Below are 17,399 nucleotides of genomic sequence, written 5' to 3'. Positions count from 1 at the left end.
AAGCCATCACGAGTGTCGATCCGGCGGGCGGGGACCATGCCACGGTGCCGCGCACCGCCGCTTGCCCCGAAGCCCACTCTTCACAGACGATTCACCCTGGCGTCCAATTCGGGCGTGAAAACGGCGGCCATGCCGCCGGCGCGATCGGATGCGGGCTGTGTCTTGAGGGTTACAGGTCGCCCGCGAAGGCGGCGATCCCGAGGCCGACGCCGAACTCGGCGAGCGCGCTCTCCCGGCGGCCGCCCTGGGCCTCGACGATCGCGTAATTGGCGCGATCGGAGAAGAGGGCGGTGAGGACGCCGACATTCATGCGATGACCGCCGCAATAGGAGCGGTAGGCTCCCTGGAGCGGCAGGCCGGCAAGGGCGAGATCGCCGACCGCGTCGAGGAACTTGTGGCGGACGAACTCATCGGCGAAGCGCAGGCCTTCCGGGTTCACCACGGCGGTCTCGCCGACGGCGACGGTGTTCTCAAGGGAGGCGCCGAGCGCGAAGCCCGCCTTCCAGTAGCGCTCCACGTCCTTCATCATCCCGAAGGTACGGGCGCCCGCGATCTCGCGGCGGTAGGAGGCGGCGGTGAGGTCCATGGCCTTGCGGCTGCGGCCGATCACCGGGCTCTCGAAATCGATCTCGACGTCGAGGCGGAAGCCCCGGTCGATGGGGCGGAGCTCGGCGAAGGCGCGGCCGACCTCGATGCGGACGGGACGAAGGACCTTGATCCACTTGCGGGGCGCCCCGCAGGTCGTGAGGCCGACGCCGTCGATGGCACGTACGAAGGGAAGGGCGCTGCCGTCGAGGATGGGCATCTCCGGCCCGTCGATCTCGATCAGCGCGTTGTCGATGCCGAGCCCGTACAGGGCGGACATCAGGTGCTCGACCGTGGCGACCGCGCCGGTCGCGACGTCGCCGATGACGGTGCACAGTTCTGTGGCGGAGACGCAGGCGTGGTGGGCTTTGATGAGCCGGTCGTTGCCCGTGGGCATCCCGGTTCGGAGGAAGGCGATACCGTGATTGGCGGGGGCGGGGTGGAGCGTGATCTCCGCCGGATTGCCCGAATGGACGCCGATTCCGGACAGCGTCGTCGGCGCTCTGAGGGTTGTTTGTTGGTTCGTTCGCATTCCTTAGCCCTCGGCCGCGATCAGGCTCCTCGGCGCGACTGAACGCGCGAAGACCCTCTCTATCCGTCCGCTGCTTAGTGCCCCTGCGTGCGCGGGCGGCAGAACCGCCGCGCTTTTGTCGTTCCGGAATTTTCTATAGCGGCGCGCAAAAGCCGGGATCAAATCACGGATTCTTACGCTCTGTTACAGCCAACGGATTCGCACATGAATCCGAAAGCCCTTTTCGATCAATGTGTTAACAAAAGGTTAACGGCAGCAGGTTGTATAGCGGCGGCTGTGGCCGAAAAACCGCAACGTCTCCGTGGGCGCAGCCGCCCCGCTCCCGGGATGGGACGGTCCGACGCCGATTGGGGCTGCGTTCGAGGCCGGCAGAGCCTAACCGCGCGGAGTTCCGCGCGGCGCTGCGCGAACCCGGCGTCCCCGGTTCGCGCGCCTTCGGACGAATTGTGAATGGGCGTATGAAGGCCGGCTCGGGTTGGCGCGACGCGGGAGGCTGGGCTCTTCCCCGGCGAGACGCGAATGTCGCCACCGGGACATCGGCCGTTGCCCCCGTGCGTGCATCCCCTCCCCGTTGCGGGGAGGGGAGAGGGCGAAGAGGTGGCGGAAGAAGGCTCGGGGGTGCTTCCTGCACCGCCCCGGGATGTCCCTCCCCGCGGGGAGGGACCCCTCCGCTCAGTTTGCCTGGCGGCGGAGGAAGGCCGGGATCTCCAGCTGGTCGTCATCCATCATCCGCGGGGCCGGCGCGGCGCGGCCTTGCGGATCGAGGTTGCCCTGGGCGGGGCGGTAGGCCGGCGCCACGGGCGCGCGGGGCGCCGGCGGGGCCGCCGGAGGCAGGGCGTGCTGCGGGGGCGGGGCCGGGGCGCGGGCAGGCGCCGGGGCAGCCTCGGGCTCCTCCCGGCGGCCGCCGAAGCCGACCGTGGCGAGGCGGCGCAGCAGCGTCATCCGCTTCGAGTCGGCGGGAGCTTCGGCCGGCTCCTCGCCGCGGCTGGCCCGGATCTGAGCTTGGCCGATCGGGGGCAGCTCGTGGATCTGCGGCATCCGCGGCGGGCGGGCGAGCGGCGCGGCCGCGGTCGCCGGGGCGGCCGGGCGCGGCGGCACGTAGGGACCGGCGGCGATGGGCGCGGCGGGCTCCGCCTGCGGCGCGGGCGGTGCTGCGTAGGGCACCGCGACGCGGGGCTGCGCCTGGGTCAGCACGACATCGTCGCGCACGACATGGGCCGGAGCCTCGGCCCGCGGTTCACCAGCGATCATCGTCTCCGGCGCAGCCGGGCGCGCGGCCATGACGGGGCTCGCCACCGGAGCGACCTGAAGCGGGCTCTGCGTCATCACCTGCGGCACGGAATCGGTCCCGCGCGGGGCCGGATGGGCGGCGCGGGCGCGGGCCTCGGCCCGCAGGCGCTCGGCGACCTCGGCGATGCGCTGCTCTGTCTGCACGATCTCAGGGTTGTTCGGCGAGTTCGCCGAGATCAGGAGCGGCTCGATGCCGGTGGCGACGACAGAGACCCGGATGATGCCGTCGAGGCTCTCGTCGAAGGTGGCGCCCAGGATGATGTTGGCGTCCTGGTCGACCTCCTCGCGGATGCGGGTCGCCGCCTCGTCGAGCTCGTACAGGGTGAGGTCGTTGCCGCCCGTGATCGAGATCAGCAAGCCGCGCGCGCCTTTCATCGAGACGTCGTCGAGGAGCGGGTTGGCGATGGCGGCCTCGGCGGCGCGGTTCGCGCGCTTCTCGCCGGATGCCTCGCCCGTGCCCATCATGGCCTTGCCCATGCCGCGCATGATCGCGCGCACGTCGGCGAAGTCGAGGTTGATCAGGCCCTCCTTCACCATCAGGTCGGTGATGCAGGCGACGCCCGAGTAGAGCACCTGATCGGCCATCGCGAAGGCGTCGGCGAAGGTGGTCTTCTCGTTGGCGACCCGGAACAGGTTCTGGTTCGGGATCACGATCAGGGTGTCGACGGCGGCCTGCAGCTCCTGGATGCCGGTCTCGGCCGTGCGCATCCGGCGGATGCCCTCGAACTGGAAAGGCTTCGTCACGACGCCGACCGTCAGGATGCCCATGTCGCGGGCGGCCCGGGCGATGACGGGGGCGGCGCCCGTGCCGGTGCCGCCGCCCATGCCGGCGGTGATGAAGCACATATGCGCGCCGGAGAGCTGGTCGCGGATCTCGTCGATCACCTCTTCGGCCGCGGCCGAGCCGACCTCGGGATGCGAGCCCGCGCCGAGGCCCTGCGTCACCCCGAGACCCATCTGGATGACCCGCTCGGCCTTCGAGGAGGTCAGCGCCTGCGCGTCGGTGTTGGCCACGACGAACTCGCAGCCGAGGAGCCCCGACTCGATCATGTTGTTGACGGCGTTGCCGCCGGCTCCGCCGACACCGAAGACGGTGATGCGGGGCTTGAGTTCCCGGATGTCCGGCGCCTGCAGACTGATGGCCATGGTGCTCGACCCTCTCGTGACTTTCGCGATGTGCTGTGGCGCCCCGTCGGGGGTGCCGATTGCGTTTGATGCCGCGGCGGCCCGTCCCGGCCGCCGCGTCTCACCTCAGAAGCTCTGGCCGATCCAGGTCAGGATCCGCCCGAAATATCCGTCCGTTCCCGTGCCCGCGAAGGCGCCTGCCCCGCGCGGCTCGAAATGCTCCGCATGGGCCACCTGCGGGTAGACGAGGAGCCCGACCGCCGCCGAGAAGGCGGGGCCCTTGGCGGCCTCCGGCAATCCGCGGATGCCGAGCGGCCGTCCGATCCGGACCTGACCCTGCATCACCCGGCGGGTGACCTCGGGCAGGCCGACGAGCTGGCTGGCACCGCCCGTGAGCACGACGCGGCGGCCCGCCTGCTCGGCGAAGCCGGCATTGCGCAGGCGGTCGCGGACCAGCTCCACCACCTCCTCCACCCGCGGGCGGATGATCCGCACGAGGTGGGAGCGGGGCACGTGGGTCGGCGCGTCGGCCTCGTCCTCGCCGACTCCGTGGACCGCGATCATGTCGCGCTCGTCGGAGGGCGTGGCGATGGCGGAGCCGTAGAGAGTCTTGAGGCGCTCGGCCGCGGCGACCCGCGTCGAGAGCCCGCGGGCGATGTCCATGGTGACGTGGTGGCCGCCCACCGCGATCGCGTCGACGTGGACGAGGTGCCCGCCCGAGAACACGCCGACGCTGGTGGTGCCGCCGCCCATGTCGACAACGGCGACGCCCATCTCCGCCTCATCGTCGACGAGGGCCGAGAGGCCGGCGGCGTAGGGTGTGGCGATCACTGCCTCGACGCCGAGATGGCAATGCTCGACGGCGAGCATCAGGTTGCGGGCGGCGGCCGCCTCGCTGGTGACGACGTGGAGATCGACGCCGAGCGCGTCGCCGATCATCCCTGAAGGATCGATCACGGCGCCCTGCCCGTCCAGCGCGTAGCCCGTCGGCAGGGCGTGGAGCACGGCGCGGCCCGGGCTGACGGCGTGGGCGCTCGCGGTTTCCAAGACCCGCTCGACGTCCGCTCCCGTGACAGTGCCGGTGCGGACGTTGACCCGCGCCTCGAAATGCTGCGAGCCGAGCCGGCCGCCCGACATGTTGACGATGACCGACTGGACCTCGACCTTCGCCATCCGTTCGGCGGCCTGGACCGCCTGCCGGATGGAGTGTTCGGCGGCTTCGAGGTCGACCACGGCACCGCCCTTCAGGCCGCGCGAGCGGTGATGGCCGATGCCGATGATGCGGGCGAGGTGCGTGCGGCCCTTGAGCGTCGTCAGCGCCTCGGCCGGCTGCAGCTCGGCGATGAGGCAGACGACCTTGCTCGTTCCGATGTCGAGGACCGAGAGCGTCGCGCTCCGGCGGGCGGAGAGCGGCTTCAGTCTCGGCGTGAGGCCGTGGTGGCTGTGCATCGAACGCTACCGGACGAAGGGAACGGGGACGGACGCGGGGGAAGACTCGGGAGCCGGCTCATGTCGCCGTCCCCTTCTTCGGCTTCTTCTGGCTCTCGGCCCGGGCGGCGGCGGCCTCCTCGGTCAGGCGCACCACGACGCGGTCCGGCATGCGCAGGTCGACCGCGATGATGTCCTTCTCGAGGATCTTCGCCTCGCGCTCGATCCGCACGAGGCGCGCGAGGGCCTCGGCGGCACCGTTCTCCGGCAGGCGCACGTCGACGCCGTCGAGCTTCAGGGTCCAGCGGCGGCCCGAGACGAAGGTGCCGGCCTTGATGCGCTCGCCGAGGCTGCCGGCCGCCGCGATCAGACCGAGATACTCGCCGAGGCGGGTATTCGCCTCCTCGCCGACCACGAGGGGCAGGCTCGCGTAGCGGTCGTCCCGCATCGTGTCGATGACGGTGCCGTCGGCCGCGATGACGCTGAGTTCGCCGTTCTTCTGCCAGAGGGCGGCGGGCTCGCGCTCGACCTGGTTGATGACGATCTCGTTCGGGTAGAGCTTGCGCACGGACGCGGTCGCGATGAGCGGCACCTGCATCAGGCGATCCCGCACCGCGGTCACGTCGAGGAAGACGACGGAGGAACGCCCGTCGATGCCGGCGGCCTGCAGCACCTCGCGCTCGTACATGCGGGAGATGCCGGAGATGGTCACGCGCTCGACGCCGAATCCGGCGAGCCGGGCGGCGATGTCGAGGGGCCGCCCATGCTCGGCGACGAAGGCGTCGTAGCGTCCGCTCGCCACGAAGCCCGTGACGGCGACCAGCGCGAAGGCGGCCGAGACGCCGAGCGTGCCGAGGTAGGGCGGCAGGCGCTCGGCGATGGGGGTCACCGGCCGCGGGCGGCGGCTGCGGCGGAGAAAGCGGGGCAGGCGGCCCGCGAGGCGCGCGCGCAGGCCGCCGTCACCGGGATATCCGGCGGGGCTCAGCGGCCCAGAGTAGCGTCCTCCACCATCCATCGGACGAGCTCACCGAAACTCAAGCCAGCGTGGGCTGCGATCTCCGGCACAAGGCTCGTCTGGGTCATGCCGGGTTGCGTGTTGACCTCCAGCACGACGAGGGCACCGGTTCCACCCGGTGTATCGTCGTAGCGAAGGTCGGCACGGCTGACGCCCCGGCAGCCCAGTGCTTGATGCGCCGTTAACGACAACTCTTGGACACGCTGGTAAACATTTGGTTTAATTTCTGCCGGCAGCACGTGGATCGACCCCCCGCGGCGTACTTCGCGTCGAAGTCGTACCACTCCCCTGAGGCCGGCTTGATCTCGATCACCCCGAGGGCCCGATCGCCCATCACCGCGCAGGTCAGCTCGCGGCCCGCAACGTAAGTCTCCGCAAGGACTTGCTCGCCGTAGGTCCATTCATCCGAGCTGAGGATCTGGGGCGGGTGCGAGCGCTCCTCGCGGACGATGATGACCCCCATCGAGGAGCCTTCCGCGATCGGCTTGACGACGTAGGGAGGGGTTAACGGGTGTGCTCTGGCTGCATCATGACGGTTAACGACGCGGCCCTCCGGCACGCTGACTCCGGCCGCTTTCATGATCGTTTTGGCACGCTCCTTGTGCATGGCGAGCGCCGAGGCCAGGACGCCCGAGTGGGTGTAGGGGATCTTCAGGAGCTCCAGGAGGCCCTGGATAGTGCCGTCCTCGCCGGCCGGTCCGTGCAGCGCGTTGAAGGCGGCGTCCGGCCGCAGCGCCGTCAGCACGGTCGCGACATCGGGCCCGACATCGACGGGAGTGACGCGATAGCCCTGCTCCTCCAGGGCGCGCGCGCAGGCGGTTCCGGAGCGGAGCGAGATCTCACGCTCGGAGGACCATCCGCCCATCAGGACGGCGACGTGCTTGGGCATGGACGGGCTCATGGGTTGGGGGTGATTGGACGTTCGCGGATTGCCGTACCGGGCGGCGGCGACCTCGATCAGGCCGCGATCCCGATCCGCTTGATCTCCCAGTGCAGCTCGACGCCGGAGGTCTCGCGCACACGCCGGCGCACCTCCTCGCCGAGGCCCTCGATGTCGGCCGCACTGGCGCCGCCGCGATTGATCAGGAAGTTGCAGTGCATCTCGGAGACCTGGGCGCCTCCGACCGTCAGGCCCCGGCAGCCGGCCGCGTCGACGAGCTGCCACGCCTTGCCGCCCGGCGGGTTCTTGAAGGTCGAGCCGCCGGTTCGCTCGCGGATCGGCTGGGCGGCCTCCCGGGCGGCGGTGACCCGCTCCATCTCGGCCTCGATCGCCGCGCGGTCACCCGGCCGGCCCCGGAACAGGGCGCTCGTGAAGATCACGTCGTCCGGCGCGGACGAATGCCGGTAGGCGAAGCCCATCTCGGCGTGGGTGAAAACCCGCAGGGCGCCGCGCCGGTCGACACCCCGCGCCTCGACGAGGACGTCGGTGGTCTCGCCGCCATGCGCGCCCGCATTCATGCGCAGGGCGCCGCCGACCGAGCCCGGGATGCCGCGGAAGAAGGCGAGCCCGTCGAGCCCGGCCTCGGCCGCGGACTTGGCGAGCCGCATGTCCGGCACGGCGGTTCCGACGCGCAGGCTCTCGCCGTCGATCTCGACGCTGCCGAAGGCCTTCCCGCCGAGACGCACCACCACGCCCGGCACCCCGCCGTCGCGCACGATGAGGTTCGAGCCGAGGCCGATCACGGTCACCGGCAAGCCCGGGTCGAGAGCCGCGAGGAGGAGGCCGAGATCCTCGTCATCGGCGGGCGTGAACAGAACCTGCGCCGGGCCGCCGACGCGGAACCACGTCAGGTCCGAGAGCGGCTGGTTCGCGAGGAGCCGGCCGCGGAGCTTCGGCGCCCGGGCGCGAATGTCGTCGATGATGTCGGGGTAGGTCATGCTAGCGTTCGCGATGGGCGGAGCCGGGCCGCCGGATGGGGCCGCCAGAGCGGTGCGGGGACGGCATGGCGGGCGGGGTCGGCCTCACCCGCCCGCAGGGCGCAGCCTGCACGCCCTCACCGCTTCAGGCTCGCGAGCTCACCCGGCAGCGCGTAGGCCCATTGCGTGATGTTGCCGGCGCCGAGGCACACAACGTAGTCGCCGGGCTTGGCGAGACCCGCGACGATGCCGGCCAGATCCTCCGATCGCTCCAGCGCCACCGCATCCCGGTGGCCGCGCGACTTCAGGCCCGCCACCAGCCCGTCGCGGTCGATGCCCTCGATCGGCTGCTCGCCCGCCGCGTAGACGGGGGCGACGATGACCGTGTCGGCATCGTTGAAGCAGGTGCAGAAATCGTCGAACAGCGTCTGCAGGCGGGTGTAGCGGTGGGGCTGCACCACGGCGACGACGCTGCCGTCCGTCGAGGCGCGGGCGGCCTTCAGCACCGCCTTGATCTCCACCGGATGGTGTCCGTAATCGTCGAAGATCTGGGCGCCGTTCCACTCGCCCGTGCGGGTGAAGCGCCGCTTGACGCCGCCGAAGCCGGCGAGCGCCTTCCGGATCTCCTCCGGAGAGACGCCGAGCTCGTGCGCCACGGCGAGCGCCGCGGTGGCGTTCAGCGCGTTGTGCTTGCCGGGCATCGGCAGCACCAGATCCTCCATCTCCATCCGGAAGCCGGGGCGGCGGTCGCGGATCATCACGCGGAAGCGGCTCTGGCCGCCGCGAAGATCCACGTCGAGGAGGCGCACGTCGGCCTGCGGATTCTCGCCGTAGGTGATGATGCGCCGGTCCTCGATGTGCCCGACGAGGTCCTGCACGATCGGGTGGTCGATGCACATCACGGCGAAGCCGTAGAAGGGGATGTTGTCGATGAAGCGCCGGAAGGCGTCCTTCACCGCGTCGAACGAGCCGAAATGGTCGAGGTGCTCGGGGTCGATGTTGGTGACGATCGCCACGTCCGCCGGGAGCTTCAGGAACGTGCCGTCCGATTCGTCGGCCTCGACCACCATCCACTCGCCCTCGCCCATGCGGGCGTTGGTGCCGTAGGCGTTGATGATGCCGCCGTTGATGACGGTGGGGTCGAGGTTGCCGGCGTCGAGGAGCGTCGCGACGAGCGAGGTCGTCGTGGTCTTGCCGTGGGTACCGGCGATCGCCACGCAGGATTTGAAGCGCATCAGTTCGGCCAGCATCTCGGCGCGGCGCACCACGGGCAGGCGGCGCTCGCGGGCGGCGACCAGCTCCGGATTGTCGCGACGGATCGCCGTCGAGACGACGACGAGGGCCGCCTCCTCGACGTTCTCGGCGGCGTGGCCAACGAAGGTGCGCATGCCCTTCTCGGAGAGGCGCCGGACATTGGCGTTGTCGTTCGCGTCCGACCCCTGCACCGTGTAGCCGAGGTTGTGCATCACCTCGGCGATGCCGGACATGCCGATGCCGCCGATGCCGATAAAGTGGATGGGTCCGAGCTTGTCGGGCAGCTTCATGGTCAGAACCGTTCCGTTCGGGCGCCTCGGCGCGGGATCGGGATTGTCAGGTGCGGGCAGCCGTCTCAAGGACGACCGCGGCGAGACGCTCGGCGGCGTCGTGAATGCCCGCGCTTTTGGCCGCTGCAGCCGCCCGGGTCAATTTTTCGGGATTTCCGAAGCGGTCGACGAGCTCGGCCGTGAGGCGGTCCGCGGTGAAGGCGCTTTGCGGGATCGCGAGCGCCGCGTCGATCCGAGCCAGCGTCGCGGCGTTGGCCGCCTGGTCCTGGTCGAGGGCGCCGGGCAGCGGCACCAGGATCGCGGGCCGCCCGATCGCGGCGAGTTCGGAGACGGTCGAGGCGCCGGACCGCGCGACGACGAGATGGCTCGCGGCCATCCGCCCCGGCAGGTCGCGGAAGAAGGGCGCGGCCTCGATGCCGCGCAGGCCCATCGCGAGATACGCGTTCTGGACTGCTGTCAGGTCTTCGGATCGGACCTGCTGGACGAGGACGAGGCGGGCGCGCAGGTCCGCGGGCAGTTGCGCGACGGCCTTGGGCACCACCTCACCCATCACGCGCGCGCCCTGGCTGCCGCCGAAGACGAGGAGGTGCAGGTCGTCGCCGGGGCCGAGCGGCGGAAAGGCCGTCCCGGCCGCCTCGATCACGGCCGGACGCAGCGGGTTGCCGGTGTGGATGCGGGGCGCCGTCGCCTTGTCCGGCACGCCGCGCACTTCGGCGAAGCCGGTGCAGATGGTGCGGGCGCCCCGCGCCAGGAAGGCGTTGGCGCGGCCCATCACGGCGTTCTGCTCGTGGAGCACGGTCGGGACACGCAGGATCTGCGCAGCCAGCATCGGCGGCACGGTCGGGTAGCCGCCGAACCCGACGACGACGGCCGGATTGATGCGCCGGATCTGGCGGGCCGCCTCCCCGAAGCCGCGCCCCAGCGTCAGGAGCGCGCCCGCGCGGCGCATCAGCGAGCGCCCCGAAGGCGTCGCCGAGGGGATCGTGACGATCTCGGAGGGCGGGAATTCCTGCGCGATCGAATCGACCCGCGCGTCGGTGGCGAGAGCGACGCGCAGGCCCCGGTCGCGTAGCGCGTGCGCGAGGCTCTCGGCCGGGAAGAGGTGCCCCCCCGTGCCGCCGGCGCAGAGCAGGATCGTCGCCTGGAAGACCGTCACCGCATCACTCCCGCGACGGTGGCGGGCGCGGTGCCCGGCGGCTTCTGGCTGAGCATGGTCACGCGGGGACGCTTGCGGGTCAGCGCGATGAGGAAGCCCATGCCAAGCGCCAGCGAGATCAGCGACGAGCCTCCGTAGGAGACGAAGGGCAGCGTCATGCCCTTGGCGGGCATGAGGCGCGTGTTCACCGCCATATTGATGCACGCCTGCAGGCCGAACAGGGTGGTCAGCCCGGTGATGGCGAGCCGCGAGAAGGTGTCGTCGGTGCGCCGCGCGAGTTTCAGGCCGCGCATGACGATGAAGGCGAAGAGCGCCACGAGACCGAGACAGACCAGCACGCCGAACTCCTCGCCGGTGACCGAGAAGATGAAGTCCGTATGTGCGTCGGGCAGGTGGCGCTTGGCCACCCCCTCCCCCGGGCCGGTGCCGAACCAGCCGCCGGAGCGGAACGATTCCCGCGACCAGAATTCCTGGAAGCTGTCGCCCGAATCCTTGTCGAGGAAGCGGGTGATGCGCTCGCGAACGTGGTGCAGGAACGTGTAGGCGGTGAACACGCCGATCAGGCCGAGGGCGCCGAGGCCCGCCACCCAGAACCAGTGCAGGCCGGCCACGAAGAACAGGGCGCACCAGACGATCGTGATCAGCATGGTCTGCCCGAAATCGGGCTGCAGGATCAGCGGCACGATGGTGATCGGCAGGAGCAGGATGGCGAGGAAGCCGCCCGGCATGTCGCGCCGCTGCGCACCCTCCGAGAAGGCCCAGGCCGCCACCACCACGAAGGCGGGCTTCACGAACTCCGAGGGCTGCAGGCCGAAGGAGCCGAACTGGATCCAGCGGTGCGCGCCCTTGATCTCCGGGCCGAACTTGCCGGCGAGCACGCAGAGAACCACCCCGAGCAGCCAGGTCACGAGGGCGATCCGCCGGACGTGGCGCAGCGACAGGAACGAGACCGCGACAATGAGGAGGATGGTGGGCGCGAGATAGAGCGCCTGCCGGTTCAGGAAATAGAAGGTCGGCAGGCCGATGCGCTCGGCCACCGGAGGCCCGCCACCCATCAGGAAGACGAGGCCGGCCACCATGAGAGCGCCGAGGGCGGCGAGCAGGCCGCGGTCGACGGTCCACCACCAATCGGTCAGGGGCGTGCGTTCCGCGCGGGACATCATGGCAAGCGGCGTGCTCCGTCCGGGGGACGCCCCGGGGGAGGCGTCCGACAGCCGGCCGCGATCCTGTGCCCGAATGGTAAAGGGTCTCTTATGGTTATCGGTTTCTGACGTCCGTCACGACTCAGGGTAGCGCCCGCACGAGCTCGCGGAAGCGGTCGCCGCGCTCCTCGAAGCTGCGGAACTGATCGTAGGAGGCGCAGGCCGGCGAGAGCAGCACCACGGGCTCGGGCGCTCCGGACGCGGCCGCGCCCTCAGCGGCGGCGCGGGTCGCGACGTCGAGGGTCTCGCAGCGGGTATAGGGCACGGCGCCCTCCAGCGTCGCCGCGAAGGCGTCACTCGCCGCGCCGATCAGGTAGGCGTGGGCGACGCGGGGAACAGGGGCACGAGGGGGTAGATGCCGCCCTCCTTGGCCTTGCCGCCGAGGATCCAGTGGATGTCACGGAACGCGGTGAGGGCCTTCTCGGTGGAATCGGCGTTCGTCGCCTTGGAATCGTTGACGAAGAGCACGCGGCCGCGCCGGGCCACCTCCTCCATCCGGTGCGGCAGGCCGGGGAAGCTTCGCAGAGCCGCCTGCAGCGCCTCGCCGCTCACTCCGAGGCCGCGCACGGCGGCGGCCGCAACGGCCGCGTTCTGCCAATTGTGCGCGCCGCGCAGCGAGCCGATGCCGGCAAGCTCCGCCACCACCGCCTCGCCCTCGCGGATCACGCCGTCCCGGGCGACGAGCCCGCCTGCGGGGGCGAGCGCCTCGGTCGGGCCGGCGACGTGGACGCGGACGGTTGGGCCCTCGCGCCGCTCCGCGATGAGCCGGCTCGGGCCGTCGTCGATGCCGACGACCGCGAGGTCGGCGCCCGCCACAAGCCGCTCCTTGATGGCCGCGTATTGCTCCATGGTGCCGTGCCGGTCGAGATGGTCCGGCGTGATGTTGAGGAGGATGCCGACGGAGGGCTTCAGCGACGGCGTCAGGTCGATCTGGAAGGAAGACAGCTCGATCACGTGGACGCGGCCCGCCATCGGCGGCTCCAGCGACAGGATCGCGGTGCCGATGTTGCCGCCCATCTGCACGTCCTGCCCGGTCTCGCGCAGGAGATGGGCAATCAGCGCCGTCGTCGTCGACTTGCCGTTGGTGCCGGTGATCGCGATGAAGGGGCTGCCCGGCGCGCTCTTCGCCCGCTCGCGGCAGAACAGCTCGACATCGCCGATCACCGCGACGCCGGCCGCCCGGGCGAGGCCCACCGTCCAGTGGGGCTCGGGATGGGTCAGCGGCACGCCGGGCGACAGGACCAGGGCGGCGAAGTCCGACCAGTCAGCCTCGCGGAGATCCACCGTCTCGATGCCCTGCTCCCGCGCCCGCTCCCGGCTCGCCGGGTTGTCGTCCCAGGCCGCGACCGCGGCGCCGCCGGCCCTGAGCGCGAGGGCAGTCGCGAGTCCCGAGCCGCCGAGGCCGAACAAGGCGACGCGGCGCCCTTCGTAGGTGGTGACGGGGGTCATGGATGTTCCGGTACGCGGCGACGTCGAATTTCGCCGCCGAAGGACCATATCGTCGCGCCTAGCGCAACTTCAGGGTCGCGAGGCCGGCCAGCGCCAGGATCACGGCGATGATCCAGAAGCGGATCACGACCTGCGGCTCCTTCCAGCCCTTCTGCTCGAAATGGTGGTGGATCGGCGCCATCCGGAAGACGCGCTTGCCCGTGAGCTTGAAGGAGGCGACCTGGATGATCACCGACATGATCTCGAGGACGAACAGGCCGCCGACGATGGCGAGCACGATCTCGTGCTTCGTGGCCACCGCCACGGTGCCGAGGAGGCCGCCCAATGCCAGCGAGCCGGTGTCGCCCATGAAGATCTGCGCGGGCGGAGCATTGAACCAGAGGAAGCCGAGGCCCGCACCGATCACCGCGCCGCAGACGATCGCGAGCTCGCCCGTGTCACGCACGTAGTTCACTTGCAAGTAGTTGGCGGTGAAAGAGTTTCCGACGAGGTAGGCGATCACTCCGAAGGTGCCGCACGCGATCATCACGGGCACGATCGCGAGCCCGTCGAGCCCGTCCGTGATGTTGACCGCGTTGCCCGCGCCCACGATCACGAATCCGGCGAACAGCACGTAGAACCAGCCGAGATTCAGGAGCGCGTCCTTGAAGACCGGGAAGGCGAGTTGGTTCTGCAGGGCGGCCGGCGAGTAGAGCGCGATCATCGTGCAGGCGCTCACGGCCAGGAGCGCTTCGAGCGCGAGCCGGAACTTGCCGGAGAAGCCCTTGTGGGACTGCTTCGTGACCTTGAGGTAGTCGTCGTAGAAGCCGATGGCGCCGAAGCCCAGCGTCACCGCAAGGGTGATCCAGACGTAGTGGTTGCGCGGGTTCGCCCAGAGCAGCACCGCCACGATGGCGCCGGCCAGGATCATCAGCCCGCCCATCGTCGGCGTGCCGCGCTTCGTGAGGAGGTGCGATTGCGGGCCATCCTCGCGGATCGGCTGGCCCTTACCCTGCCGCAGGCGCAGCAGCGAGATGATCCAGGGGCCGAACCAGAACACGAACAGGCCCGCCGTGAACAGCGCGCCGCCGGTGCGGAAGGTGATGTAGCGGAAGACGTTGAAGGGCGAGAAACTGCCGCTCAAGTCCGAGAGGAGATACAGCATCCGGGGCTCGGCCGCAGCAGGGTTCGATTGGGGAGGCGGGGCGTGGGAGGGTGCGGCGACCTCCGGCCCGTCCACGTCCGTCCGAGGCAGGATCGCGGCGCGAGAAGAGACGTCACGGGGCCGCCGAGAGGGCCGCCCCGCGCTGCGCAGGGTCGATCGCGTAGCGGGCTTTGAGCGCCTCGACAATCCGCCCCATGCGGATGCTGTTCGAGCCCTTCACCATCACGGCGTCGCCGGGCCGCAAGGCGCCGAGCAGCGGCTCGACGAGGTCGGTCGAGGTGGCGCAGGCGACCCCCGGCGACCGACCGGCAGCGCCTCGAACAGGTGACGCATCAGGGCGCCCGCGGTGAAGACGAGATCGATCCCGCTCGCCTCGGCGGCGGCGGCAAGTTCCCGGTGGTGGCGCTCGGCCCCCTCGCCGAGCTCCAGCATGTCGCCGAGCACGGCGATGCGGCGCCCGCGCGGACCGGTCTCGATGGCGGCGAGCGTCGCCAGCGCCGCGCGGATCGAGGCCGGGTTGGCGTTGTAGCTCTCGTCGACGAGGAAGGCCTCGCCGCCCTTGATCGCGAGCGCGGTGCGCTCGCCGCGGCCGACCGGCGGCTTCAGGGCCGCGAGCGAGAGGGCGGCGCGGGCGAGATCGGCACCGAGCGCGTGCACGACGCCCATCACGCCGAGCGAGTTCATGGCGACGTGCCGGCCCGGCGTGCCGAGCTGGTAGGTGACGGGAATGCCCATCACGCGCGCGTCGACCACAGACAGGTCGGGGCGCAGCACGATGCGGTTGGCCCGCACGTCGGCGTCCGGATGTTCGCCGAATGTGACGACGCGCCCGGCGCGGGAAGCCTGCGCGTGGGCGAGCAGGCGGGGAAAGTTCGGGTTGTCGCGGTTGATCACGGCGACGCCGCCGGGCTTCAGCCCGGAGAAGATCTCGCCCTTCGCGTCGGCGATGGCCGAGAGCGAGCGGAAATGCTCGATATGGACCGGCTCGACCGTGGTGATCAGCGCCACGTCCGGCCGGACCATCGCGGTGAGCGGCAGGATCTCGGCGGCGTGGTTCATGCCGATCTCGAACACGCCGAAACGGGTCTCGGCCGGCATGCGGGTGAGCGTCAGGGGCACGCCCCAGTGGTTGTTGTAGGAGGCGACCGACGCGTGGGTCGCCCCTTGCGCCGAGAGCACGTGGCGAAGGGCCTCCTTGGTGCCGGTCTTGCCGACGGAGCCCGTCACCGCGACGATCGCGGCCTCGGTGCGCGCACGGGCGGCCTGCCCGAGGCGGCGCATGGCGTCGAGGACCGGATCGTCCGACCCTTCCGGAACCGCCAGCACGGGACCATGGCCGACGAAGTCCCCGGCGCGGGATTCGGAGACGACCGCCGCTCCGGCTCCGCGCTTCAGCGCGTCGGGAGCGAAGTCGTGCCCGTCTCGGGCCTCGCCGCGGATCGCGAAGAACAGGTCGCCGGGCTGAAGGCTGCGGGTATCGATCGAGGCGCCGGTGATCGGGCGGGCCTCGCCGACGAAGCGGCCGCCGGTCGCCGAGGCGAGATCAGCGGCGACCCAGAGCGGCGCGTCGGTTATCTGGTCGGTCATCCCTTCACCTCCGCGATCGCGGCGCGGACCACGTCGTGGTCCGAGAACGGGAGCACGCGATCCCCCACGATCTGGCCGGTTTCATGACCCTTGCCGGCAACAACCAGCACGTCGCCTGGACCGAGGCCCTGCACCGCCTCACGGATCGCCTCGGCCCGGTCACCGATCTCGGCCGCTCCCGGCGCGGCCTCGAGGATCGCGGCGCGGATCGCGGCGGGCTCCTCGGTGCGCGGGTTGTCATCGGTGACGATCACCCGGTCGGCGAGACGCGCGGCGATCGCGCCCATCAGCGGGCGCTTGCCCCGGTCGCGGTCGCCGCCGCAGCCGAAGACGAGGACGAGCCGACCCGTCGCGAAGGGGCGCAACGCCGTCAGCACGCCCTCCAGCGCCTCGGGCTTGTGGGCGTAATCGACGAGGCAGAGCGCACCGTTGATCTCCCCGATCCGCTCCATGCGGCCGGGGACGCCCGCGAGATGCTCCAGGGCCGCGAAGACGGCGCCCGGATCGCCATCGCCCGCCGGGGTCGCGAGGGCGAGCCCCGCCGCCACGAGCGCGTTCTCGACCTGGAAGCCGCCGACGAGGGGCAGGCGGACCGTGTGGCTGCCGCCGGGACCGGTCAGCCGCAGCACCTGCGCGAAGCCCTCGGTGCGGGATTCCTCGAGGCGGATGTGGGTGCCGGCGCGGCCCGTGGTGCGGATGTCGAGCCCGTTGCCTTCGGCCGCCGCGATCACGCGCTCGGCATAGGCGCCGTCGGCGTTGACGATCGCGGGCGTGCCGGGCTTCGCCAGCGTCGTGAACAGGCGCAGCTTCGCCGCGAGGTATTCCTCGACCGTGGCGTGGTAATCGAGATGGTCCCGCCCGAGATTGGTGAACCCGACCGCCGACAGTCGCACCCCGTCGAGGCGCCGCTGCACGATGCCGTGGGAGGAGGCCTCCATGGCGAGGTCCGTGATGCCGTCCTGGCGGACGAGGCAGGCGAGCGTCTTGTGGAGCGTGACGGGATCGGGCGTCGTCAGCGAGCCGTAGGCGGCGCCGCGGTTCGTCACGATGCCGACGGTGCCGAGGCTCGCGGCCTCCCGGCCGAGGCGCGAGAGGATCTGGCGGGAGAAGTCGGCGACCGAGCTCTTGCCGCTCGTGCCCGTGACGGCGACGACGGTCTCGGGCTGGGTCGCGTGGAAGCGTGCGGCGGCAAGCGCGAGGCAGCGATGCACGTCCTCGACGGCGATCCAGGGAACGTCGGGGTCGAGGTCCGGCGGGGCCGCGCCCTCCCCGACGACGGCGATAGCACCGGCGGCGACCGCACCCGCAGCGAACGCCTTGCCGTCGACGCGGGTGCCCGGCACCGCCAGGAACACGAAGCCGGGCGCCACCTTCCGCGAGTCGGCGGTGAGGCCCGCCACGACATAGTCCCCGGCCCCGTCGGTCGGGGCATCGGGGAACAGGTCGCTCAATGTCGGGCCGATCGCGGTCATCGCGCGCAACCTC

10 protein-coding genes and 3 pseudogenes are annotated in these 17,399 nt (G+C 71.0%); all 13 read right to left on the bottom strand.

Translation table 11 applies throughout. The annotated features are described in order from the left end of the window. Positions 1-169: 169 nt before the first annotated feature. The 13 genes and pseudogenes from lpxC to DK389_RS13330 all read right to left on the bottom strand — a co-directional run bounded on the left by lpxC (position 170) and on the right by DK389_RS13330 (position 17,386). Complete coding sequence (gene lpxC, locus DK389_RS13390; protein WP_109890232.1) at positions 170-1,117, bottom strand: UDP-3-O-acyl-N-acetylglucosamine deacetylase; 948 nt, start codon at positions 1,115-1,117, stop codon at positions 170-172. Positions 1,118-1,789: 672 nt separating this feature from the next. Beyond that, a complete protein-coding gene (gene ftsZ / locus DK389_RS13385) occupies positions 1,790-3,553 on the bottom strand; it encodes a cell division protein FtsZ (RefSeq protein ID WP_109890230.1) in 1,764 nt (587 codons plus the stop codon). 105 nt (positions 3,554-3,658) lie between these two features. Beyond that, entirely contained in the window at positions 3,659-4,981 is a 1,323-nt protein-coding gene (gene ftsA, locus DK389_RS13380) for a cell division protein FtsA (RefSeq protein ID WP_109890228.1), read from the bottom strand. Positions 4,982-5,039: 58 nt separating this feature from the next. Beyond that, on the bottom strand, positions 5,040-5,975 hold the full coding sequence (locus DK389_RS13375; RefSeq protein ID WP_109890226.1) for a cell division protein FtsQ/DivIB: 936 nt from the start codon (positions 5,973-5,975) through the stop codon (positions 5,040-5,042). Then, positions 5,942-6,864 (bottom strand): annotated as a pseudogene (locus DK389_RS13370) (D-alanine--D-alanine ligase). The gene DK389_RS13375 and the pseudogene DK389_RS13370 overlap by 34 nt, the downstream one beginning before the upstream one ends. 68 nt (positions 6,865-6,932) lie before the next feature. Then, complete coding sequence (gene murB, locus DK389_RS13365) at positions 6,933-7,853, bottom strand: UDP-N-acetylmuramate dehydrogenase (protein ID WP_109890224.1); 921 nt, start codon at positions 7,851-7,853, stop codon at positions 6,933-6,935. A 116-nt stretch (positions 7,854-7,969) separates the two neighbouring features. Continuing rightward, the gene (gene murC, locus DK389_RS13360) at positions 7,970-9,376 is read right to left on the bottom strand and encodes a UDP-N-acetylmuramate--L-alanine ligase (protein WP_109890222.1); all 1,407 of its coding nucleotides are present in this window, start codon (positions 9,374-9,376) and stop codon (positions 7,970-7,972) included. Between the two features lie 46 nt (positions 9,377-9,422). Further along, positions 9,423-10,532, bottom strand: coding sequence for an undecaprenyldiphospho-muramoylpentapeptide beta-N-acetylglucosaminyltransferase (gene murG, locus DK389_RS13355; RefSeq protein ID WP_109890220.1), 1,110 nt, complete (start codon positions 10,530-10,532; stop codon positions 9,423-9,425). Beyond that, a complete protein-coding gene (locus DK389_RS13350; RefSeq protein ID WP_109890218.1) occupies positions 10,529-11,695 on the bottom strand; it encodes an FtsW/RodA/SpoVE family cell cycle protein in 1,167 nt (388 codons plus the stop codon). Before DK389_RS13350 ends, murG begins: the two co-directional genes overlap by 4 nt. Positions 11,696-11,816: 121 nt before the next feature. Further along, positions 11,817-13,183: pseudogene (gene murD / locus DK389_RS13345) on the bottom strand (UDP-N-acetylmuramoyl-L-alanine--D-glutamate ligase). A 58-nt stretch (positions 13,184-13,241) separates the two neighbouring features. Then, entirely contained in the window at positions 13,242-14,327 is a 1,086-nt protein-coding gene (mraY, locus tag DK389_RS13340; protein ID WP_109890216.1) for a phospho-N-acetylmuramoyl-pentapeptide-transferase, read from the bottom strand. Between the two features lie 112 nt (positions 14,328-14,439). Beyond that, positions 14,440-15,902, bottom strand: a pseudogene (locus DK389_RS13335) (UDP-N-acetylmuramoylalanyl-D-glutamyl-2,6-diaminopimelate--D-alanyl-D-alanine ligase). 8 nt (positions 15,903-15,910) lie between these two features. Next, a complete protein-coding gene (locus DK389_RS13330) occupies positions 15,911-17,386 on the bottom strand; it encodes a UDP-N-acetylmuramoyl-L-alanyl-D-glutamate--2,6-diaminopimelate ligase (RefSeq protein WP_109890215.1) in 1,476 nt (491 codons plus the stop codon). Between the last annotated feature and the right edge of the window lie 13 nt (positions 17,387-17,399).

Source organism: Methylobacterium durans, assembly GCF_003173715.1.
Classification (GTDB): Bacteria; Pseudomonadota; Alphaproteobacteria; order Rhizobiales; family Beijerinckiaceae; genus Methylobacterium; species Methylobacterium durans.
Note: the sequence above shows the minus strand (reverse complement) of the source record. Positions and strands in the feature narration are given on the sequence as shown.